The 20766-nt window shown below is 71.7% G+C and carries 20 protein-coding genes and 1 tRNA gene; 5 read left to right on the top strand and 16 right to left on the bottom strand.

Going from position 1 to position 20766, the window contains the following annotated elements:
* Window positions 1-12 precede the first annotated feature (12 nt).
* Together cls and R8Z57_RS12770 are read right to left on the bottom strand one after the other, a co-directional pair.
* The gene (gene cls, locus R8Z57_RS12775; RefSeq protein WP_318354169.1) at window positions 13-1479 is read right to left on the bottom strand and encodes a cardiolipin synthase; all 1467 of its coding nucleotides are present in this window, start codon (window positions 1477-1479) and stop codon (window positions 13-15) included.
* Between the two features lie 165 nt (window positions 1480-1644).
* Window positions 1645-1839, bottom strand: a complete 195-nt coding sequence (locus R8Z57_RS12770) for a hypothetical protein (RefSeq protein WP_318354168.1) — start codon at window positions 1837-1839, stop codon at window positions 1645-1647.
* Between the two features lie 169 nt (window positions 1840-2008).
* On the opposite strand from R8Z57_RS12770, the gene R8Z57_RS12765 reads away from it, so the two are divergent.
* Window positions 2009-3319, top strand: a complete 1311-nt coding sequence (locus tag R8Z57_RS12765; protein WP_318354167.1) for a DUF4192 family protein — start codon at window positions 2009-2011, stop codon at window positions 3317-3319.
* Window positions 3320-3337: 18 nt separating this feature from the next.
* On the opposite strand, the gene lysS is transcribed toward R8Z57_RS12765, so the two are convergent.
* Window positions 3338-4861 (bottom strand): lysine--tRNA ligase, encoded by a 1524-nt coding sequence (lysS, locus tag R8Z57_RS12760; protein WP_318354166.1) that lies wholly within the window; start codon window positions 4859-4861, stop codon window positions 3338-3340.
* Between the two features lie 221 nt (window positions 4862-5082).
* Between lysS and R8Z57_RS12755 the strand changes: the two genes are divergently transcribed.
* Entirely contained in the window at window positions 5083-6342 is a 1260-nt protein-coding gene (locus tag R8Z57_RS12755) for an MFS transporter (protein ID WP_318354165.1), read from the top strand.
* Here R8Z57_RS12755 and panC read toward each other — a convergent pair.
* From panC to ftsH, 10 genes are read right to left on the bottom strand one after another with little or no spacing between them, the layout of a single operon-like run.
* On the bottom strand, window positions 6330-7175 hold the full coding sequence (panC, locus tag R8Z57_RS12750; RefSeq protein WP_318354164.1) for a pantoate--beta-alanine ligase: 846 nt from the start codon (window positions 7173-7175) through the stop codon (window positions 6330-6332). The two genes, R8Z57_RS12755 and panC, sit on opposite strands and share 13 nt — an antisense overlap.
* Window positions 7172-7885 carry a Rossmann-like and DUF2520 domain-containing protein gene (locus tag R8Z57_RS12745; protein ID WP_318354163.1) on the bottom strand — a complete coding sequence of 238 codons (714 nt, stop codon included), beginning with the start codon at window positions 7883-7885 and terminating at the stop codon, window positions 7172-7174. Before R8Z57_RS12745 ends, panC begins: the two co-directional genes overlap by 4 nt.
* On the bottom strand, window positions 7882-9741 hold the full coding sequence (locus R8Z57_RS12740; RefSeq protein WP_318354162.1) for a PH domain-containing protein: 1860 nt from the start codon (window positions 9739-9741) through the stop codon (window positions 7882-7884). Before R8Z57_RS12740 ends, R8Z57_RS12745 begins: the two co-directional genes overlap by 4 nt.
* A complete protein-coding gene (locus R8Z57_RS12735) occupies window positions 9738-10379 on the bottom strand; it encodes a PH domain-containing protein (protein WP_318354161.1) in 642 nt (213 codons plus the stop codon). Before R8Z57_RS12735 ends, R8Z57_RS12740 begins: the two co-directional genes overlap by 4 nt.
* Complete coding sequence (locus tag R8Z57_RS12730) at window positions 10327-10818, bottom strand: DUF3180 domain-containing protein (protein WP_318354160.1); 492 nt, start codon at window positions 10816-10818, stop codon at window positions 10327-10329. The genes R8Z57_RS12735 and R8Z57_RS12730 overlap by 53 nt, the downstream gene beginning before the upstream one ends.
* Complete coding sequence (gene folK, locus R8Z57_RS12725) at window positions 10815-11372, bottom strand: 2-amino-4-hydroxy-6-hydroxymethyldihydropteridine diphosphokinase (protein ID WP_318354159.1); 558 nt, start codon at window positions 11370-11372, stop codon at window positions 10815-10817. The genes R8Z57_RS12730 and folK overlap by 4 nt, the downstream gene beginning before the upstream one ends.
* A complete protein-coding gene (folB, locus tag R8Z57_RS12720) occupies window positions 11369-11764 on the bottom strand; it encodes a dihydroneopterin aldolase (protein ID WP_318354158.1) in 396 nt (131 codons plus the stop codon). Before folB ends, folK begins: the two co-directional genes overlap by 4 nt.
* Complete coding sequence (gene folP / locus R8Z57_RS12715; RefSeq protein WP_318354157.1) at window positions 11737-12570, bottom strand: dihydropteroate synthase; 834 nt, start codon at window positions 12568-12570, stop codon at window positions 11737-11739. The genes folB and folP overlap by 28 nt, the downstream gene beginning before the upstream one ends.
* Before the next feature lie 58 nt (window positions 12571-12628).
* Window positions 12629-13216 carry a GTP cyclohydrolase I gene (gene folE, locus R8Z57_RS12710; protein ID WP_318354156.1) on the bottom strand — a complete coding sequence of 196 codons (588 nt, stop codon included), beginning with the start codon at window positions 13214-13216 and terminating at the stop codon, window positions 12629-12631.
* 9 nt (window positions 13217-13225) lie between these two features.
* Window positions 13226-15232 carry an ATP-dependent zinc metalloprotease FtsH gene (gene ftsH / locus R8Z57_RS12705; RefSeq protein WP_318354155.1) on the bottom strand — a complete coding sequence of 669 codons (2007 nt, stop codon included), beginning with the start codon at window positions 15230-15232 and terminating at the stop codon, window positions 13226-13228.
* A gap of 195 nt (window positions 15233-15427) precedes the next feature.
* On the opposite strand from ftsH, the gene R8Z57_RS12700 reads away from it, so the two are divergent.
* Window positions 15428-16477, top strand: a complete 1050-nt coding sequence (locus R8Z57_RS12700) for a hypothetical protein (RefSeq protein ID WP_318354154.1) — start codon at window positions 15428-15430, stop codon at window positions 16475-16477.
* Window positions 16478-16573: 96 nt separating this feature from the next.
* Here R8Z57_RS12700 and hpt read toward each other — a convergent pair whose 3' ends face one another.
* Window positions 16574-17125: a hypoxanthine phosphoribosyltransferase gene (hpt, locus tag R8Z57_RS12695; RefSeq protein ID WP_318354153.1), complete on the bottom strand. Its 552-nt coding sequence runs from the start codon at window positions 17123-17125 to the stop codon at window positions 16574-16576.
* 13 nt (window positions 17126-17138) lie between these two features.
* On the bottom strand, window positions 17139-18137 hold the full coding sequence (gene tilS, locus R8Z57_RS12690) for a tRNA lysidine(34) synthetase TilS (protein WP_318354152.1): 999 nt from the start codon (window positions 18135-18137) through the stop codon (window positions 17139-17141).
* A 296-nt stretch (window positions 18138-18433) separates the two neighbouring features.
* On the opposite strand from tilS, the gene ppa reads away from it, so the two are divergent.
* Window positions 18434-18970 (top strand): inorganic diphosphatase, encoded by a 537-nt coding sequence (gene ppa, locus R8Z57_RS12685; protein WP_318354151.1) that lies wholly within the window; start codon window positions 18434-18436, stop codon window positions 18968-18970.
* A gap of 76 nt (window positions 18971-19046) precedes the next feature.
* Here ppa and R8Z57_RS12680 read toward each other — a convergent pair whose 3' ends face one another.
* The gene (locus R8Z57_RS12680; RefSeq protein ID WP_318354150.1) at window positions 19047-20366 is read right to left on the bottom strand and encodes a M23 family metallopeptidase; all 1320 of its coding nucleotides are present in this window, start codon (window positions 20364-20366) and stop codon (window positions 19047-19049) included.
* 318 nt (window positions 20367-20684) lie between these two features.
* On the opposite strand from R8Z57_RS12680, the gene R8Z57_RS12675 reads away from it, so the two are divergent.
* A tRNA-Glu gene (locus R8Z57_RS12675) sits at window positions 20685-20757 on the top strand.
* The last annotated feature ends 9 nt before the right edge of the window (window positions 20758-20766 follow it).

Below are 20766 nucleotides of genomic sequence, written 5' to 3'. Positions count from 1 at the left end.
CCGTGAGAACGCCTACTGCAGCGCGGACGTCAGCCGGGCGAGGTTGTCGAGCACGGTGGACCGCAGCGGCTGCTTCTCCCATTCCTCGAGCGTGAGCTCGCGCGAGAGCGACCGGTACTCATCCTCGACGGCGCGCATCTCGCGGACGAACTCCTCACCGCGCACGAGCATGGAGATCTCCATGTTGAGACCGAAAGATCGCATGTCCATGTTGCTCGAGCCGACGATCGCGACCTCATCGTCGATGGTGAGGCTCTTGGTGTGCAGGATGTACGGCTTCTTGTACATCCAGATCCTCACGCCCGCGCGCAGCAGTGCCTCGTAGTAGCTGCGCTGCGCGTGGTAGACGAGGGCCTGGTCGCCCTCCTCCGACACGAACAGCTCGACGTGGATGCCGCGCTGGCAGGCCGTGGTGATCGCGAGCAGCAGCGCCTCATCCGGCACGAAATACGGGCTGACCACGACGATCTTGCGCTGCGACGCGTAGAGCAGGGCGGCGAAGAGCTTGAGGTTGTTCTCGAACTCGAAGCCGGGGCCGGACGGCACGATCTGGCAGTCCAGGTCGCCCGGTCCGCTCACCACGTCGAACAGGTCGATGTCGTCGGTGAGCACCTCGTCGGTCTCGCTGTACCAGTCGCTGAGGAAGACCGCATTGACGGATGCCACGACCGGGCCTTCGATGCGCGCCATCAGGTCGACCCAGTGGAGGCCGCGGCGGATGTTCTTGCGGAGGTTGTAGGTCGAGTCGGTGATGTTCTGCGAGCCCGTGAAGGCGACGCGGCCGTCGATCACGAGGAGCTTGCGGTGGTTGCGCAGGTCGGGCCGCTGGTACTTGCCGCGGAAGGGCTGCACCGGCAGCATCAGGTGCCACTGGGCGCCCATCGCATCGAGGCGCTTGAGCGTCTTGCGGTAGAACGGCTTGCCCCGGTTCGCCCAGTGGTCCAGCAGCACACGCACGGGCACGCCCCGGGCCGCGACCTCTTCGAGCGCGCGGAAGAAGTTGTCGGTCGCGGCATCCGACTGGAAGATGTAGAACTCGACGTGCACGTAGCGCTCGGCCTTGCGGATCTCGTCGGCCATCGCGTCGAGGCTGTCCTGGTAGCCGGGGATGAGGTGCGCCGCGTTGTCGCCGGCGAGAGGCATCGCCCCGAGGGTGCGGTTCATGGTGACCAGCGAGGTGAACCAGCCCGGCGCATGAGGTCGCAGCGTGCCGAAGTCGAGCGACGCGCTGGTGTCGTGGATGTAGTCGTTGATGCGCTCCTGCTTGCGACGGCGCTTGCGCGGCAGGCGCGGATTGCCGATCAGCAGGAAGAGGAAGACGCCGATGATCGGGATGAAGTAGATCGCCAGCAGCCAGGCCATCGCGGCGGTGGGCCGGCGGTTGCGTGGCACGACGATGATCGCGGTGATGCGGATGACCAGGTCGACGATGAAGACGAGCACGACCCACCACGTCGCATCGAACGTGACGGTGATCATCGAGCGAGGGCCTCTCGACATGCGCGGCGGGGGACCGCGCAGGTCGCACGGTGAGCCCAGCGTATCGGGGGCGGCCGACGCTGGCCGGTATCTGCGGGACGAGGCGGCGCTTGGCGCGCCCCTCGCGGCGGGTTCTCGGCGCCGACGCCCAGGTGCCGCGGTGGGTCAGCGGTCGGCGGAGGCGGGGCTGCTCGCTGCGGGCGGGAGGCCGCGCTTGGCGCGCTCCTCGGCATCGATGCGGGCGTACTCGCGACGCTCGTTGCGGTCGGCGCGGATCACACTGCGCAGCACGAAGAAGAAGATCGCCGAGACCACGAGGGTCGGCAGGATCGTCCAGAACGCCGCGACCCAGTAATCCATGCCTCCAGGATACGCCGTGCCGGGCGGCGTGCTCCTCCCCAGGGTGTGCGGAGCCCGAGCCGAACGCCGGCTCCTCCCCAAGCCGGGGTTCGGGCGCCCGAAATGACGAGTTTGCGGTATGCCCGGCGTCTTCTCCTACGGGCGTCGCCGGCGCACGAGAGTCGTCGTCATGAATCCCACCGTCGTGAAAGCCGCGGACGCCGCGCAGTTCCTCTCGTTCCTCCCCCGCATGCTCGGCTACCGGCCCCGCCGCAGTCTCGTGGTGGTCCCGTTCGACGGCAACCGCAGCCTGGGCGTCATGCGGTTCGACCTCCCCGACGACGATCCCGACGTGGTCGATCCCATCGCGGCAACGGTCGTCGGCATGGTGTGCCGCCTTCCCGCTGCCGACGCGGTGGCGGCGGTCGCCTACGCCGATGCCGCCTTTCACGACGAGGGACGGATGCCGCATCGCGCGCTGCTGGAGGCGCTCGACCGCCGGGCCCACGCGTGCGGCCTGCGCGTCACGGATCTGCTCACCGTCGGATCTGACGCGTGGGGCTCCGCGCTCGATCCGGACTGTCCACCCGAGGGCCGGCCGCTGGCAGAGCTCGAAACGGACACCGCGATGCCCCCGGACGTGCCGGAGCCCGACGGCGACCAGGCGACGGGCGCCGATCTGCCGCACTGCGGTGCGGACGAGCGGGAGCGGGTGGCGCGGGCGTTGGACGCCCTCGACCGTGCGGTCGGGGTGCTGTGCGGGCCGGAGGCCGCGGGCGGCGGGACCGCCACCCGCACCGGGAGCTCCGCCCGGGCCGCGTGCGCGGTGCGCGGACAGTCGTCGTCCGGGCCCACGACGGTCGGGGCGGAGCCGGCGCCACGAGCAGGAGCCTCCGACCTCGGACCGGTGCCGGCCGCGCTGCCCGGCCCAGAGGAGGACGAGGCATCCGATTCCGCGTCGGAGCGGCTCGATCCGCGCGCCCTGGTCGCCGTGTGCCGCCTCGACGACCTCCCCCGCTTCTATGAGGACCTGCTCACCGGAGATCCCGCGCTGCCCGACCCCTACGCCGCCGCGGCTCTCGTCTGGTGCCTCTCACGACCGTCCCTGCGCGACGTGGCGCTGGTGCAGTGGAGCGGCGACGCGGGGCAGGGCGATGAGGCCCTCGACGCCCAGCTGCGCTGGGAGGAGGGCGAGGAGTACCCGGCGCACCTGGCGATGCGCATGTGGGGCGACGGCGAACGCCCCTCGGTGACCCGGATGGAGACGGCGCTCGATCTCGCGCGGCGCGCAGCCGCGGTCGCCCCGCGCGACTCGCAGCCGGGGCCGCTCGCGATGTGCGCATGGCTTTCGTGGGCGCTCGGGCGGTCGACGCACGCCGCGCTGTACGCGGAGCGCGCCTGCGAGGTCGATTCCGAGCACGGGCTGTCGCAGATCGTGCTGTCGTTCGTGCAGGCCGGGCACCTGCCCGATTGGGCGTTCCGGTCCGCAGGCGCGCGCTGACGAGCGGCGCGGGTGGGCCTACTTGACGAGCGGGAAGAGGATGGTCTCGCGGATGCCGAGCCCGGTGATCGCCATGAGCAGCCGGTCGATGCCCATGCCCATGCCGCCGGTGGGCGGCATGCCGTGCTCGAGCGCCCGGAGGAACTCGTCGTCGATCCGCATCGCCTCCAGATCACCGCGTGCGGCGAGCTTCGCCTGCTCCACGAAGCGCTCGCGCTGGATCACCGGATCGACGAGCTCGGAGTAGCCGGTGGCCAGCTCGAAGCCGCGCACGTAGAGGTCCCACTTCTCGACGACGCCGGGGATCGTGCGGTGCTCGCGGACGAGCGGGCTCGTGTCGAGGGGGAAGTCCATGACGAAGGTCGGACGCACGAGCTGCGACTTGACGAAGTGCTCCCACAGCTCCTCGACGAGCTTGCCGTGGATGACGTGCGGCGGCTCCTCGACGCCCTCCGCGGCGGCGAGTGCGCGCAGCTCGTCGAGAGGCGTCTCGGGGGTGATGCGACGACCGGCGGCCTCCGACAGCGACTCGTACATCGACAGCCGGTCCCACTGACCGCCGAGGTCGTACTCCGTGCCGTCGGCCCACGTGACCGTGGTGGAGCCCGACACCGCGACGGCGGCGTTCTGGATGAGCTCCTGCGTGAGATCGGCGATGCCGTTGTAGTCGCTGTACGCCTGGTATGCCTCGAGCATCGCGAACTCGGGGCTGTGGGTCGAGTCGGCGCCCTCGTTGCGGAAGTTGCGGTTGATCTCGAACACCCGGTCGATGCCGCCGACGACCGCGCGCTTGAGGAACAGCTCGGGGGCGATGCGCAGGTAGAGGTCGGCGTCGAAGGCGTTCGAGCGCGTGATGAACGGACGCGCCGATGCCCCGCCGTGCTGCACCTGCAGCATCGGCGTCTCGACCTCGACGAAGTCGTGCGAGGCGAACGTCTCGCGCAGGCTGGCGTTGACCTTGGCGCGTGCGAGGACGGTCTCGCGGGCGCGGTCGCGCACGATGAGGTCGAGGAAGCGGCTGCGCACGCGGCTCTCCTCACTCAGCTCGGTGTGGAGGTTCGGCAGCGGCAGCACCGCCTTCGAGGCGATCCGCCACTCCGACACCATGATCGACAGCTCGCCACGGCGGCTCGAGATGATCTCGCCCGCTACGAAGACGTGGTCGCCCAGGTCGACGAGCTCTTTCCAGGCCTGCAGCGATTCGTCGCCGACCGCGGCCAGCGACACCATCGCCTGGATGCGGCTGCCGTCACCGGCCTGCAGCGTCGCGAAGCACAGCTTGCCGGTGTTCCGGCTGAACACGACACGGCCCGCGACGCCGGCGGTGACACCGGTCTCGGCACCGGCCTCGAGGTCGCCGTACTGCGCGCGCAGCGCAGGGATGGTGTCGGTGATCGGGAGGCTCACCGGGTACGCGCCGCCCGCGGCATCCGTCCGCTCCGTCATCAGGCGCTCGCGCTTGGCCAGCCGCACGGCCTTCTGCTCGAAGATCTCGTCCTCGGTGGGCTCAGCGGTCTCGGCGGGCGAGGTCGTGTCGGTCACGGGTTCGGCTCCTCGGTGGGGTCTCGTCCGCAGAACGCGGACCCCCAAGTCTATCGGCGGGCTCCTCCGGCCTTTCTGAGCGAGCGGGCGCCGGACCGCCCGATCACGAGGCCGCCGGGTGCGAGGGAGGGAGCGCACGGCCCCTTGGCCGCGCGTGCACGCCGGAGTAGGTTCGGATCGGCCCATCGGATGCCTCACTTCGACCCCGATCGGACGACGCCATGTCGCGAGCTCGCCGCACGATGTCGGATGCCGCCGGCTTCTGGGTGGTCGCGGCCGCCTTCACCACCGTCACCGCGTACGCCACGGTGCCGACACCGCTCTACCCGCTGTACCAGGCGGCCGACGACTTCCCGGTGGCCGTCGTCACGTTCGTCTTCGCCGCCTTCGCCGTCGGCGTCGTCGTCAGCCTGTTCCTCATCGGCCACATCAGCGACTGGGCCGGCCGGCGGCGCATGTCGCTGATCGCCGTGCTCGTCTCCGCGGCCGCCGCCGTCGTGTTCATCCTGTGGAACGCCGTACCGGGCCTACTCGTCGCCCGGTTCGTCGACGGGGTGAGCGTCGGCGCGCTCAGCGCCGCGGCGACCGCACATCTCGCCGAGCTGCGCGGGCGAGCGCGGCCCACCGAGACGGCGGTGGTCGCGGCCTCGGTCGCCGGAGCCGCCAACCTCGGCGGCCTCGCGCTCGGGCCCCTCATCGGCGGCCTGTTCGCCGAGTTCGCCCCCGACCCCCTCGAGCTGCCGCATGTCGTCTTCCTGGTGCTCTTCGTGGTCGCAGCCCTGGCGCTCCGTCACGTTCCCGAGACGGTCGCGGCCGCGGAGCGCGCGCCCTATCGACCGCAGCGACTGGCGTTCCCTCCCGCATCCCGGGCGGCGTTCGCGGCGGCGGGCACCGGGGCGGCCGCGTCCTTCGCGCTCTTCGCACTCTTCACGTCGCTCGCGCCGACGTTCCTGCACGACACCTTCCACGTGTCGGACCACCTCGTGGAAGGGGCGACCGTCTTCGCGGTGTTCGGGGCGGCGGCCGCCGCGCAACTCCTCCTCGTGCGCGTGGCCCAGCGGACGCAGCTCGTCGTGGCGATGGCGTGCTTCGCCGCCGGGCTGCCGTCGATCGCCGCGGGGGCCGTCATCCCGAGCCTCGCGCTCTTCTTGGCGGGCGGCATCGTCGCCGGCGCCGGGGCGGGCATCATGTTCCGCTCGGCGATCGCCGCAGCCGGGGCGCTGGCGGCGCCGGAACGCCGCGGCGAGACGCTCGCGCTCCTCTTCCTCATCGCCTATGGCGGGCTCGTGGCTCCCGTGCTCCTCGTCGGAGTGACCCTGAGCGTCGTCGGCGAGGTGACCGTGCTCCTGGTCTTCTCGGGGATCGTCCTGGCGGCGACGCTCGGGGCGGGCGTCGCCATGCGGCGCCACCTGCGCCAGGCGGTCCCGCGGGAGACCGGGCGACCGGGCGGCCGAAGCGATGCGAGGGATCAGCCGAGGTAGATCTCGGCGTTGTCGATGAAGCGGTGCCCGGCGACGGTCGCGGCGATGAGCGCGAGCGCGGGACCGCCGCTGCCCTCGTCGACCGGCAGGAACGTCGCCGGGTCGACGACGCTGAGGTACTCGAGCCGGATGCGCGGCTCACCCATGAGTGACGACTGCGCCGCGGCGATGCACGCGTCGACGCCGCGATCGGCGTTGGCTGCCGCCGCGTCGAGAGCTGCCGGAAGCAGTGCGGCCGCGGCGAGGTCGCGTTCGTCCAGCATCCCGACCCGCGTCGAGACCGGAAGGCCGTCGTCCCGACGCACCGATTCGATCGTCGCCACCTCGATGTCGAAGAACAGATCGCGAATCATGCGCCGGACGAGGAACACGCGCTGCCGATCGCGCTGGCCGTAGACCGCCACGTCGGGGCGCACGAGGTGGAAGAGCTTCGCCTCGACGGTGAGCAGCCCGTCGAAGTAGAACGGGCGGGCGCGACCCTCGTAGCGGAGGCCCAGGTCGCCGGCGCTGATCTTCGTCGTGGCGGAGCCGTCGGGAAGGAGCTCCGCGGTGCCGGGGGCGAAGACCACGTCGACGCCCAGCGACTCGAGCAGCGCGGCATCCTCTTCCGGAGTGCGCGGGTACCGATCGAACTCGGCCGACGTCGCGAACCGCAGCGGGTTCACGAAGATCGACACGACGACCACGTCCGCGACCTCTCGCGCGCGGTGCACGAGGTCGATGTGACCGTCGTGGAGCGAGCCGATCGTGGAGATGAGGGCGACCCGCGCGGCGGGTAAGGCGGAGCGGACCTCGGCGAGCCGAGCGTGCAGCTCGTCGACGGTGCTGATCATCCTTGGATCGTAGCGGGCGGCTCGGCGGCCGGACCGGAGCCCGCCTCGGTGAGCGCGTGGTCGATCGTCGTGTGCACGAGCGACGACAGATACGGACCCGGATGCGGCACGCCGGCCTCGGCGAGGAGCGACGTCGCCTGCCGCACGATCGACCGGGAGAAGTCCCGCGCCGTCGCGATCGCCTCGGCGTACGCCGGACGCGCCGACTCGTCGATCACGACGGGTTCGCACCCGAGCTCGACGGCGAGGGCCTGCGCGATGGGCAGCACCGGCCCCGGGGCGGTCACGGCCGCGTACGAGCTCGTGAGCGCACGGAGATCCATCGACGTGCCGCTGAACTCGATCGCCGGATGCACGGCCAGGGGGATCGCGCCCTTGGCGACGGCAGGAGAGAGGATGCCGGCGCCCCAGGCGGGGTCGGTGTGCAGCACGAGCTGGCCCGGCTGCCAGGCCCCCACCTCGGCGAGGCCCGCTACCAGCCCTTCGAGCTGATCGTGGGGCACGGCGACGATCACGAGCTCGCTGCGCCGGATCACCTCGGTCGCGTCGAGCACCGGCACGCCCGGGAGCATCGCCTCGACCCGCTCCGGATCGGATCCCGGCGTGATGCCGACCAGCGCGTGGCCCGCACCGCCCAGGGCGGCGCCGAGGACCGGACCCACCCGCCCGGCGCCGATGATCCCGACGCCGAGCCGCCCCTCACGCGTCATGCCTGTCCCCGTCCCTGCTCGGGCGCCGCCGCCTGCGCCGCCAGGTCGCCGGCCGAAGCCGCAGCATCCGCGGCAGCGGCCGGCGTCGCCGCGGGAGCAGGCACGACCGGCGCAGGAGCTCCCGCGAGGGGAGCAGGCACGACCGGCGCAGGAGCTCCCGCAACCGGAGCCGGCGACACGGCCGGGGGTGCGGCATCCGTCTCGTCCTGGGCCCAGCGGTGCGTGCGATCGGCGAGCGCGGCGCGCACCGAGCCGTGGGCGACGTCATCGAACAGCTGCAGGGCGCGGTCGCGGTCGACCGCCGCCAGGAAGGGCGAGACCGGCCCGGTCACGACGTGCGCGCGAACGTTGGTCACGCGCGTCGCCCGGTCGAGCGGGCCCTGGTACAGCCCGAAGCTCTGCAGGCGGGCGAGCGGCAGGATCACGAGCTTGCGCCACACGACGCCCCGGCGCATGAGCAGCACGTCGGCGGTCAGGCGGAAGCCGTTGCGGCGGAAGGAGAGGGGCCGGATCCACCACGCCCGCTTCGGGGTGTTGGTGAAGGTGTCGCCCTCGCCGGGTCCGAACATGCCTTCCTGCACCACGAGCGCGCGCTCGTGGTCGGGGAGCGACGGCTGCAGCAGCCGCAGCACGCGGTCGACGTCGGCGGCGGTGCCGACCGGGAGCACCGTGGTGAACTGATCGGTGGTGGAGTCGGTCACGCTGCGGCCGGTCAGGCGGTTGATGCGGATCGTCCACCAGCCGGCGGGCCGCCACAGGATCGGCTGGGTCACCTCGACGGCGTGCACCCGGCCGGGCGGCACGATCTCGGTGATCGTCGTGAAGAGGCCGAAGGTGATGCGGACGCCGTCGGGCGTCGGGGCGATCGAGTAGCGCAGCGATCGGACGATCGAGCGCACCCAGTAGGCACCGAAACCGATGATCGCGGGAACGAAGCCGATCAGCAGCCACGTCACGCCCTGGCTCACGCCGACCACGATCGCGACGATCGCGAAGAGCAGTCCGAGCGTCGACATGCTGACGATATGCGAGGCCACGAGCCGGCCGACGGGGATGTTCACGACCGACTCGATCTCGGCGACGGGGGCCTCGGGCCCCTCGATCATGCCGGTGATCTCGCGCCCCACGGTGTGTCCGAGGGTGGCCACGCGACCCGCCGGCCGGGCGGCGCCGGGTGCCGCGGGGCCCGCCGTCGCGAGCCGCCGACCCGAGGCGAGGCGCAGGATGTCGGCGCGGACGGCCTCGGCGTTGGCCGTCGACAGGTACTCGAGCTTGACGTTGGCGTCTGTGCCGGCGCCGACGACCTCGAGCTTCGCCATGCCCAGCAGGCGCGCGATCATCGGGCGGGTGAGGTTGACGCCCTGCACGCGGTCGAGCGGCGCCCGGCGCTGCGTGCGGAACAGGATGCCGCTTCTCACCTCGACGTCGTCCTCGGTGATGCGGAAGGTGTGGAAGCGCCATGACGTGTAGAACACGGCGACCAGCACGATGAGCGCCCCGAGCACCGCGAGGGCCGCGAGCAGGTAGAGGTTGTTCGCGACGATGAAGTCGATGGGGTCGCCGCCCGACACCTCCCACGCGCGGACCTCGTCCTCGACGTCGGAGTTGAGCCAGGGCAGGAAGAGGTACAACAGCCGGTCGCGCAGGTTCGCGACGATGATGCCGATCACCACGAGGAGGAACAGCCCGCCGCGCAGCAGCGGCGTGAGCGGGTGCAGACGGTGCCACTCGCCGTCGCTGAGCGGCGAGCGCACCAGCTGCGGCGGCGGCGCGCCGGGGACAGCGGATGCCGGCGGCACCGGTCCCGCGGCAGGCTCCGGGACCGGCGAGGCCGAGGAGGGGTCGGGGAGGCTCATAGACCCGTGCGCCGGCTCTCGGCGACCCGGACGAGGTGGTCGCGCAGCGTCTCGGCGGTCGACTGTGCGAGACCGGGGATCACGACGCCGGTCGCCGCGGCGGCCGTGACGAACTTCAGCTGCGCGATGCCGAATCCGCGGTCGAGCGGACCGTGGGTGATGTCGATGAGCTGCATGCGTCCGTACGGCACGGCCACGAAGCGCTGCCAGAGGATGCCGCGCCGGAAGACGAGGTCGTCATCGCGCAGCTGGTACCCGATCGCGCGCGCCTGGCGGGGCAGGATCGCGAGCGTCCAGGCGAGGATCACGGTGAGGATGCCGCCGGGGATCCACGCCCAGAGCTGGTGCATCAGCAGCGTCAGCACCAGGGTCGCCGCGATCACCACGAGCAGGAACGACCCGGTCGAGATCAGCTGCACGGTCACGTACTTCGGCGAGATCTGGTGCCACACCCCGCTCTCAAGGGCGAGGCGGTTCTCCGACCGGGGCTCGACGAGACGTGCGTAGCTCTCCGGCTGCTCGGCGGGGAGGGCGGACGTGGCTGCCTCCGGCACCGCCGCTGCGCCGGCCGGCACCGCCTCGCCCTCAGTGGTCGTGGATGCGCGGCTCGAGTCCGGAATCTCCGGGCTGTTCGTCATCGTCGTCCTTCCGGATCGTGCACAGGTGCTCCGCGACCAGACCCGCGGCCACGAGGAGCGCACCGCACACGGTCGTCGCGATGACCGTCGCCAACGAGCCTAGCGAGGGCGCGACCGGCCGGGTCGCGACGAAGATCCACAGACCCGCACCGAGCCCCCCGACCGCCGCCCCGACGATGCTCGAGGCCTTCGCGAGCATCGCGATGCGCAGCGCGCGGAACGGGTTGATCCTCGCCGGCGACGACCCGTGGGTGGCGCGCCGGATGGGGATGGCGAACCCGATCACGACCGCGCCGAGCACCACCAGCAGGATCGGGAGCGTCACCGCCGGGGTGAACGTGGGTCGCCCCGACGAGGTGAGCAGCTGGTCGACGGCGAAGCCGGCCGCGACGCCGAGCACCGCGGCGACCACGAGGACGCCCGCACCGGTGCGCTTCATCGATCCCCTCGCAGCTGTCGCAGCAGGTCGTCGACGCGCCCGGCGCCGGGCAGCACCGCGTCGGGGTCTACCGCCAGCCACGGTCCCAGCACGAAGTCGCGCTCGGCGGCGCGCGGGTGCGGCAGCAGGAGGCGCGGATCGTCGCTCACGAGCTCGCCGTAGGCGATGAGATCGAGGTCGAGCGTGCGGTCCTCCCACCCGGGCTCGCGCGCCGAGCGGTCCGCCGCCCGCGTGCGTCCGTGCCGCCGCTCGATGGTGTGGAGGTAGCCGAGCAGCACCGACGGCGCGAGCCGGGTGGTGAGGATCGCCACGGCGTTCAAATAGGCGGGGGCCGAGGCATCCGGCCCCTCCGGCTTCAGGGCGACGGACTCGATCGGCTCCGACACGCGCACCGCCTCGACGAGAGGCACGCGCGCGAGGTCCTTGATCGCGGCGGCCATCGTCTCGGCGCGATCACCGAGGTTGGCGCCCAGCGCGACGACGGCGTGGACGGCCTCGCGGGGGCGGCTTCCGCCCTCGTCGCCCTCGAATCCCTGCGCGAGCCGGCGGTTCACAGCGCCACCGCCTCGCCGGCACGGTCATGGCGCGACCGGTGGACCGTGACCGCCACGTCGGAGAACGGGACGGTGATCGGCGCCTGCGGCTTGTGGATCGTGACCGCGAGCGACTCGATCAGGTCGTAGGTCAGCAGGTCGTCGGCGATCCGGGCGGCGACGCTCTCGATGAGATTGCGCGGCTCGCCGGCCACGACCGCCACGATGCGCTCGGCCACCTCGCCGTAGTGCACGGTGTCGGCCACGTCATCGGATGCCGCGGCCCGCGCCGTCGAGAGCCGCAGGGTCACATCGACCACGAACTCCTGCCCCTCGCGGCGCTCCTCGGGGAACACGCCGTGGTATCCGAAGGCGCGCACCCCCGTCAGGGTGATCTCGTCGAGGACGTCCATCGGATCCCTTCCTGCCAGCTGCGTGCCACGGTGAGGGCGTCGCGGGTCGCGGCGACGTCGTGCACGCGCACCGCCCACGCGCCGGCTCCGGCGGCGAGCGCGCTGGTCACGGCCGTCGCGAGGTCGCGCCGGGTCTCGTCGACCTCAGCCGGATCGGGGGCGAGCGCCTCGGCCAGGAACCGCTTGCGGCTCGTGCCCACGAGCAGACGCGGACCGAGTGCCGCCAGGCGGCCGAGCCCGTGGAGCACCGCCCAGTTCTGGGCGCCCTGCTTGCCGAACCCGATGCCCGGGTCGAGGATCACGCGCGACGGCGCGATGCCGGCGGATGCCGCGGCCTCCACGCGTGCGCGGAGCTCGACCACGACCTCGTCGACGACGTCCTCGTACTGGGCGCGCGCATACATGTCGGTCGAGTGGCCGCGCCAGTGCCCCAGCGCGACGTCGGCGCCGGTCGGCGCGATCGCGGCGAGCAGGCCGGGGTCGGCGAGACCCCCGGAGACGTCGTTCACGAGCCGCGCACCGGCCTCGACGGCGGCCACGGCCGTCGAGGCATTCATGGTGTCGATGCTCACGAACGCCCCGGCCTCGGCGAGCGCCCGCACCACCGGAAGCACGCGCGCCTGCTCGACGACCGGGTCGACCCGCTCGGCACCCGGTCGCGTGGATTCGCCGCCGACGTCGAGGAGGTGGGCGCCGTCCGCCCGCAGCCGGAGCCCATGGGCGACGGCGGCTTCGGCATCCGCGTATCGTCCGCCGTCGCTGAACGAGTCGGGCGTCACATTGACGATGCCCATGATGAGCGTCATCGTCGCTCTTCGCCCTTCGCGTGGCGCGCGGACCGGTCCCGCGGCGACCGGCGCCGGGTCACCGGCCCGCCCCGATCAGCGCGACCAGCTCCGCACGGGCGGCGGGCTCCGCGAGCTCGCCGCGCGCCGCGATGGTCACCGTCGACGCGTCGGGCTGGCGTCCGCCGCGCATCGTCACGCACTCGTGCGTCGCGTCGAGCACGACCAGCACGCCGCGGGCGTCGATCGAGCCCGCGATCACGTCGGCGATCTGCTCGCCGAGGCGCTCCTGCACCTGCGGCCGCGACGAGAGGATGTCGACCACCCGCGGCAGCGCGCCGAGGCCGACCACCTGCTCGCCCGGGAGGTAGGCCAGGTGCGCATGCCCGCGGAACGGGAGCAGGTGGTGCTCGCACACCGACCGGAAGATGATGTCGCGCAGGATCACCGCGCCCGACGGCAGCGTGTCGGGTGCCGGGCCCCGAGAGATCGAGATGGTGTGGGCGAGCGGGGCCGCGGCATCCGTTCCCACTCCCGCGAAGAACTCGGCGTACGCGTCGGCGACGCGCGTCGGCGTCTGCTTCAGTCCGGGACGCTCGGGGTCTTCACCGATCGCCTCGAGCAGTTCTCGCACGAGCGCGGCGACGCGCTCACGGTCGACGGCCACGGGCCGAGCCTACGCTGTCGCCGGCCGGGCCTGCCCGCTCGGGCGGCGCTTGGCCGCCTTCTCGGCAGCCGGCTGCTCGGCCTCGACGCTGGCGGCGAGACCGGCCTCGTCGCGGCGCTGCGGCACCTCGACGGGGGGCAGCTCCGACACCGGACGCTGCTCGCTCGAGAGCCACTGCGGACGCGGGGGCAGGCGCTTGACGTCTGTGAAGATCTCGGCGAGCTCGAGGTGGTCGAGCGTCTCCTTCTCGAGGAGCGCCAGCGCGAGCCGGTCGAGCACCGCGCGGTTGGCGTTGATGACCTGGTACGCCTCGTTGTGCGCCTGCTCGATGAGGTCGCGCACCTGCGAGTCGACGCGCTCGGCCAGGCGGTCCGAGAAGTCCCGGCCGTGACCCATGTCGCGGCCCATGAACACCTCGCCCGAGGACTGCCCGAGCTTGACCGGGCCGATGTCGCCGGTCATGCCGTACTCGGTGACCATCTTGCGGGCGATGTTCGTGGCCTTCTCGATGTCGTTGGAGGCACCCGTCGTGGGGTCGTGGAAGACGATCTCCTCGGCGACGCGCCCGCCCATCGCGTACGTGAGCTGGTCCTGCAGCTCGTTGCGCGTGACCGAGTACTTGTCGTCGAGCGGCAGCACCATCGTGTAGCCGAGCGCCTTGCCGCGCGGGAGGATCGTGACCTTCGTCACCGGGTCGGTGTGGTTCATCGCCGCCGCCGCGAGAGCGTGACCGCCCTCGTGGTACGCGGTGATGAGCTTCTCCTTGTCCTTCATCACGCGGGTGCGCCGCTGCGGGCCGGCGATCACGCGGTCGATGGCCTCGTCGAGCGCGCGGTTGTCGATCAGCTGCGCGTCGGAACGGGCGGTGAGGAGTGCGGCCTCGTTGAGCACGTTGGCGAGGTCGGCACCGGTGAAGCCGGGCGTCTTGCGCGCCACGACCTCGAGGTCGACGCCGTCGGCGAGCGGCTTTCCGCGGCCGTGCACCTCGAGGATCTTGGTGCGGCCCTTGAGGTCGGGGGCGTCGACGCCGATCTGACGGTCGAAGCGGCCGGGGCGCAGCAGCGCGGGGTCGAGGATGTCGGGGCGGTTGGTCGCGGCGATCACGATGACGTTCGCCTTGGGGTCGAAGCCGTCCATCTCGACGAGCATCTGGTTGAGCGTCTGCTCGCGCTCGTCGTGACCGCCGCCCATGCCGGCGCCGCGATGGCGGCCGACGGCGTCGATCTCGTCGATGAAGATGATCGCCGGCGCGTTGTCTTTGGCGTTGTTGAAGAGGTCGCGCACGCGGCTCGCGCCGACGCCGACGAACATCTCGACGAAGTCCGAACCCGAGATCGAGTAGAAGGGCACCCCGGCCTCACCCGCGACGGCGCGGGCGAGGAGCGTCTTGCCGGTTCCGGGAGGCCCGTACAGCAGCACGCCCTTCGGGATGCGGGCGCCGACGGCCTGGAACTTCGACGGGTCCTTGAGGAAGTCCTTGATCTCTTCGAGCTCCTCGATGGCCTCGTCGGAGCCGGCGACGTCCTGGAACGTGACCTGCGGCATCTCCTTCGTCACGAGCTTCGCGCGCGACTTGCCGAACTGCATGACCTTGCTGCCGCCGCCCTGGGCGCTGGAGAGCAGGAACCAGAACAGCAGGCCGAGCAGCAGGATCGGCAGCAGCAGCGAGATGAACCCGTCGAACCAGGTCGCGCGCGGCACGGCGTCGTTGAACCCGTCCTTCGGGTTCGCGGAGTTGATGGCGTCGACCACCTCGTCGGCGCGCGCCGTGACGTAGTAGAACTGCACGTCGGTGGCGCCGTCGTACTCCTTGGAGAGCTTCATGTCGACGCGCTGGTCGCCGTCGGTGTTGACCACCTCGGTGACGGTGTCGCCGCCCAGCAGCTCCAGACCCTCCTGCGTGGAGATCTGCTTCGCACCGTTCAGGCTCGAGATGAGCGAGAAACCCACGATGAGGAAGATCCCGATCAGCAGGACGTAGAAGAGCGGGTTGCGGGTGATCTTCTTGAAGTCCATGGCGCGGGCGCGAGCCCGACCCCTTTCGTCGACGTGCCGCCGCGGACAGGCAGACGCCCGCCGACGGTCGATCCAGGGTATCGCGGGGTTCCTAGGCGCCGACTGTGCATTCGCCGACGGCGTAAGCCCGCGGCGAACGCGGCGTGCCGATAGCGTGGGGCGCAGCGCTGCACGAGCCCAGTCGAGGAGGACCCCGTGCCCCGGATCCGCGCCCTCGCCGTCGCCCTCACCGCCGCTGCACTGCTGCTGGCCGGCTGCGCGACCGCCCCGCGACCGGCCCCGCCGTCGGACACCGCGCCCGGTGACATCGTGTCCGAGATCTCCTGCGCGGGCATGGACCCCCTGGGCGGCGACGCCGGCGCGGCTGGAGTGCTGCCCGACGGCTTCGAGCCGGTCGCGGTCGTGCGGTGCCTGCCGTTCCAGCAGACCGAGGATAACCAGGGCATCTGGTCCGTCGTCGCGCGCGAGACGCTCGAGGGCGATCTCACCGAGGTGCTGGCGCTACAGGCCCAGGCCGACGACCCGCCCACCTCGGGGCCCTGCTCCGCCGTCCTGATGCTCCCGCCCCTCGTGTGGCTGACGGATGCCGAGGGCCGCGGCATCCGTCTTCGCATTCCGGTCGACGGGTGCAGCCAGCCGAAGGTCGCCCTGCTCGAGGAGGCCCTAGCGGCGCTCACCGTCACGCGGAGCGACGAGGAGCAGCGCACGCTCACCCAGCCTCGCGCCGCGATCGACGCGGGATGCGCGCCGGTGTGGGCGGCGCAGCCGCTGCAGCTCGCGTCACCCGAGGAGCTGCAGAAGTGGGAGGGGACCGAGGTGGCGCCGCGGCCCGCCCCCACGCTCGACGAGGAGCACCTGGTGCCGTGGACGCCCCCGCGGGTGCCGGCGCCCGGCGAGGTCGACCGGCTGACGCTCTGTGCCTACTCCACCGACCCGTCCGCGAACCCGGCGTCGACGCCCGCGCCCGGCGCGACGACGTGGGTGAGCGTGCAGGTGGACGGCCAAGCCTGGTTCACCGGCGCCCGCGAGCTCGACGCCGCCGAGACCGGCGCGGTGCTCGAGGCCGCGGCATCCGCTCAGCCGCTCGCCGAGCCGTGCGACGAGATCCTCGGTTCGCTCGTCGTACTGTCAGCCGGCGGGACGACGGCGCCGATGACGGTGGAGCTCGACGGATGCCGGCGGCTCATCGTCGATTTCCTGACGACGTACGCGGCACCCGCGGAGCTGCTCGACCTGCTCGGCTGAGCCGATGACGGATCTCGATACGGCTCGTTCCTCGCCTCCTCGATCTTGACTCGCTTCGCATCAACGCGGGCTTCGCTCGCAGAGATCCGAAGCGCGTCAACTGTAGACGTGGGGCGCGAGCACGGCGACGTCGCGGAGGTTGCGGTACTTCTCGGCGTAGTCGAGGCCGTAGCCGACCACGAATTCGGTGGGGATGTCGAAGCCGACGTACTTGCAGTGCACCTCGACCTTGGCGGCCTCGGGCTTGCGCAGCAGGGCGAAGACCTCGACGGATGCCGCACCCCGGGCCGCGAAGTTCTCCAGCAGCCAGCTGAGGGTCAGGCCCGAGTCGATGATGTCTTCGACGATCAGCACGTGCTTGCCGAGGATGTCGGTGTCGAGGTCCTTGCGGATCTGCACCACGCCGCTGGACTTCGTGCCGGCGCCGTACGACGAGACGGCCATCCAGTCCATCGTCACGTGCTTCTGCAGCGAGCGCGAGAAGTCTGCCATGACCATGACGGCGCCCTTGAGCACACCGACGAGCAGGAGGTCCTCGCCGTCGTAGTCGGCGTCGACCTGCGCCGCGATCTCGTCGAGCTTGGCTCGGATCTGCTCCTCGGTGACGAGGACTTCGGTGAGGTCGCTGGAGACGTCGGCCGCGCGCATGGGACGAGTCTATTCAGCCCGAGGCTGTGAACTCGATGCGGCCGCCGACGCGGCGGGCGCGGCATCCGGGCAGGTCGAGGGGTCCCTGGCCCGACCAGTCCGTCACCAGGCGCGCCACCTCGAGCGTCTGCGAGCGCGTGAGGCTCTGGTGGAACTCGCTCGCGACCACGTGCCGGATGATGCGGTGCCGCAGCGCCGCAGGATTGGCCGCGAGCGCCGCCGCCGAGACCGAGATGCCGGCCTCGGCGTGCTCCACGATGTCTTCGATCGTCTCGTCGATCATCTCGTCGAAGGCCTCGGCGTCCTCCCGCAGCTGCGCCGCCGTACGAGCGAGGGCTTCGGCGATCCCCGGCCCGAGCTCGGTCTCGAGCACCGGCAGCACCGTCTGACGCACGCGCACGCGCGCGAAGCGCGGGTCGAGGTTGTGCGGGTCGTCCCACGGCTCGAGGCCCTCGGCGGCGCACGCCGCGCGCGTGGTGGCGCGGCGCACGCCCAGCAGCGGCCGCAGCAGCGCGACGCCGTCGAGGTCGGAGGCGTCGGCCATGCCCTGCAAGCTCGTCGCCCCCGCGCCCCGCGCGAGCCCGAGCAACACCGTCTCGGCCTGGTCGTCGAGGGTGTGGCCGGTGAGGATGGCAGCGGCGCCCGCGTCGCGGGCGGCGTGCGTCAGCGCGGCGTACCGTGCCTCGCGTGCCGCGGCCTCCGGCCCACCGGCGCCGTCGACCGCGACGCGCACCACGTGGGCGTCGAGCCCGAGAGCCCGGGCCTTCGCGGCGGCGGCGGCCGCGGCATCCGTCGATCCGTTCTGCAGCCCGTGGTCGACGGTGACGGCCGACACGCGCAGGCCGAGCTTCGGCGCCTCGAACGCCGTGGCCGCGGCGAGGGCGAGGGAGTCGGCGCCGCCGGAGAGGGCGACGATCACGGTTGCGCCGGGTTCGAGGCCCGCCAGCGCCCGCCGCACGGCCAGGCGCACCTCCGCGACGGCGGGGTCGAGTCCGGGGCGGCGGTCAGTCATCCGCCCACCGTACCCGGCGTCCCCGTTCGCAACTCAGGATGGATGCCCGCGCAACGCCCGAAAAGCCACCCGCACGCGCAACCGTCCTGAATTGCGAACCACGGGCGGCGACTCCCGTACCCCGCGTCCGGGTTCGCAACTCAGGATGGATGCCCGCGGGACGCCCGAAAACGCACCCGCACGCGCAACCGTCCTGAATCGCGAACCGTGGGGATGGTGGCAGCGTCCCGGAAATCGCGCAGGTCGCCGCGACTAGGCTGGTCGCGGCATTCCACAGTCTTCGAAGGAGCACCAACATGGGCGCGTACGACGCCGTCATCGAGATCCCGCGCAACAGCAAGATCAAGTACGAGGTCGACCACGGCACGGGCCGCGTCTTCCTCGACCGCATCCTGTACACGCCGATGGGCTATCCGACGAACTACGGGTTTTTCGAGAACACGCTCGGTGAGGACGGCGACCCGCTCGACGTGCTGGTGCTGCTCGACCACGACCTGGCGCCCGGCATCCTGGCGAAGGTGCGCCCGGTCGGCGTGCTGAAGATGAGCGACGAGGCCGGCGGCGACGACAAGGTCGTCGCGGTGCTCGCGAAGGACCCGCGCTGGGCGCACATCCAGGACGTCGCCGACATCCCCGAGTACACGCAGAAGGAGATCACCCACTTCTTCGAGCACTACAAGGACCTCGAGCCGAACAAGTGGGTCAAGGTCGACGAGTGGGCGAATGCCGCCGAGGCCGAGCGCCTCGTCGACGAGGCGTTCGCGCGCTTCGCCGAGCACGACGCGCAGACGAAGACCCAGGGTGAGGGCGTCGCCCCGAACACGCTCGACTGAGCCGGACGAACCCGGTACGAACGAGAGAAGCGGATGCCGCGGCATCCGCTTCTCTTTTCGTTTCAGGCCGTCGGGCTCAGACCGAGACGCCGCGGTCGGCCATGAAGTAGATCGGGTTGACCGGCGAGCCCCAGACGTACGTCTCGAAGTGCAGGTGGCAGCCGAAGGAGTTGCCGGTGTTGCCCTCGCTCGCGATGAGCTGGCCGGCGTTGACCCACTGCCCCACGCCGACGAAGATGCCGCCCGAGCGGATGTGGCCGTAGCCGGTGCCGATGCCGCCGCCGTGGTCGATCTTGATGTAGTTGCCGTAGCCGCCGTTCCAGCCGGCGTAGACGACGCGACCGGCGGACGCCGCGTAGATGCCCGAGCTGCAGCCGGCCGCGAGGTCGACGCCGTAGTGGTAGCCGCTGGAGCAGTAGCTGTTGCCGCACTGCACGGTGCGGGGGCCGTAGCCGGAGCTGCGCCATCCCGAGGACGGGCGAGCCCAGCCGGTTCCGACGACCGCGCCACCGCCGCCGCCGCCGCCGCCACCTCCACCGCCGCCACCACCGCCGCCGCCGCCCTGGTTCTGCTGGGCGAGGCGGTCGGCTTCGGCCTTGGCAGCTGCCGCCGCTGCCGCCGCAGCGGCCGCCGCTGCCGCCGCGCGGACGCGCTCGCCCTCCTGGTAATCGGCGACGGTCTTGGCGGTCGTGTCCTGCAGGGCGGCCAACTGCGCCTCGAGCTCACCGCGCTTGGCGTTCTGGGCGTCCAGCGCCGCCTGCGCCTCATCGGCCGCCTTCTGCGCCGCCAGCATCTTCTCCTCGGCGATCTGCTGCAGGCGGTCGCGCTCGGCGCGCTGCACCTCGGCCTGGTCGCTGAGGCTCTGCGCCGAGTCGCGCGCGGTCACCGCCTGCGCGTAGACGGCCTGGTTGCGCTGGACGAGCTTGTCCATCGTGCCGAGGCGGGCGAGCAGGTCGTCGGCCGAGCTCGCGGAGCCTGCGAAGAAGAGCTCGAGCGACGTGTCGTCGCCGCCGTTGCGGTAGAGCTGCGCGGCGACGCGGCCGGCCTTGTTGGCCGCGTCCACCGCGGCGGCGGCCTGCTCGTCGGCCTGCTGCTGCAGCTGGTCGGCGCGCAGCGCGGCGTCGAAGTACTCCTGCTGCACGACGTAGAACTCGTCGGCGGTCTGCTGGGCCACCAGCTGCTTCGCGGCGACGTCGGCCTCGAGGCCGGCGATGAGGCTCTTGATGTTCGCGACCTCGGCGGCCTTGGCCGCCTCGTTGGCCTTGGCGGCCTCGACCTCGGGCCAGGTCGGGTAGTCGGCGGCGAACGCCGGGCTGGCGAACGGTCCGGCAGCGGCTCCCGCACTCAGTGCGGCGACGCTCAGGATGCCGAGACCCAGCGCGGTGCGCCGGTTCATCGCGGGCCAGAGGCGGCGCTGTTCGCGAGGCGACGGAGCGCACCCGCACTCGTCTGCGGCATCGTCCGACGGGATGATGACGGTGGCTTTTTCGGGCTGCACCGGGTCCTCCCCTCGCGGCGTAACTCGATTCACACTAGCAACATCAGTCACATGCGCAACCCCCAGTGGCGCATGGGGACCGCCGCCTCGGGCAGCGGTCACCCGGTCAGTGTGCGCCCCGGTCGGGCTTTCCACAAGGGCGCCACGCGCTCGATTCGCGTTTTGCCCCACGATTACGTATGCTTGGTCCTCGGCAGTGAGCCCCCGGGTTCACCCGGCCCCATCGTTTAGCGGCCTAGGACGCCGCCCTTTCACGGCGGTAGCACGGGTTCGAATCCCGTTGGGGTCACCCCCACAA

It is taken from the genome of Microbacterium sp. M3, assembly GCF_033548675.1.
In the GTDB taxonomy this organism is placed as follows: Bacteria; Actinomycetota; Actinomycetes; order Actinomycetales; family Microbacteriaceae; genus Microbacterium; species Microbacterium arthrosphaerae.
The sequence above is the reverse complement of the archived record's forward strand: the minus strand, read 5'-3'. Positions and strand labels throughout refer to the sequence as shown.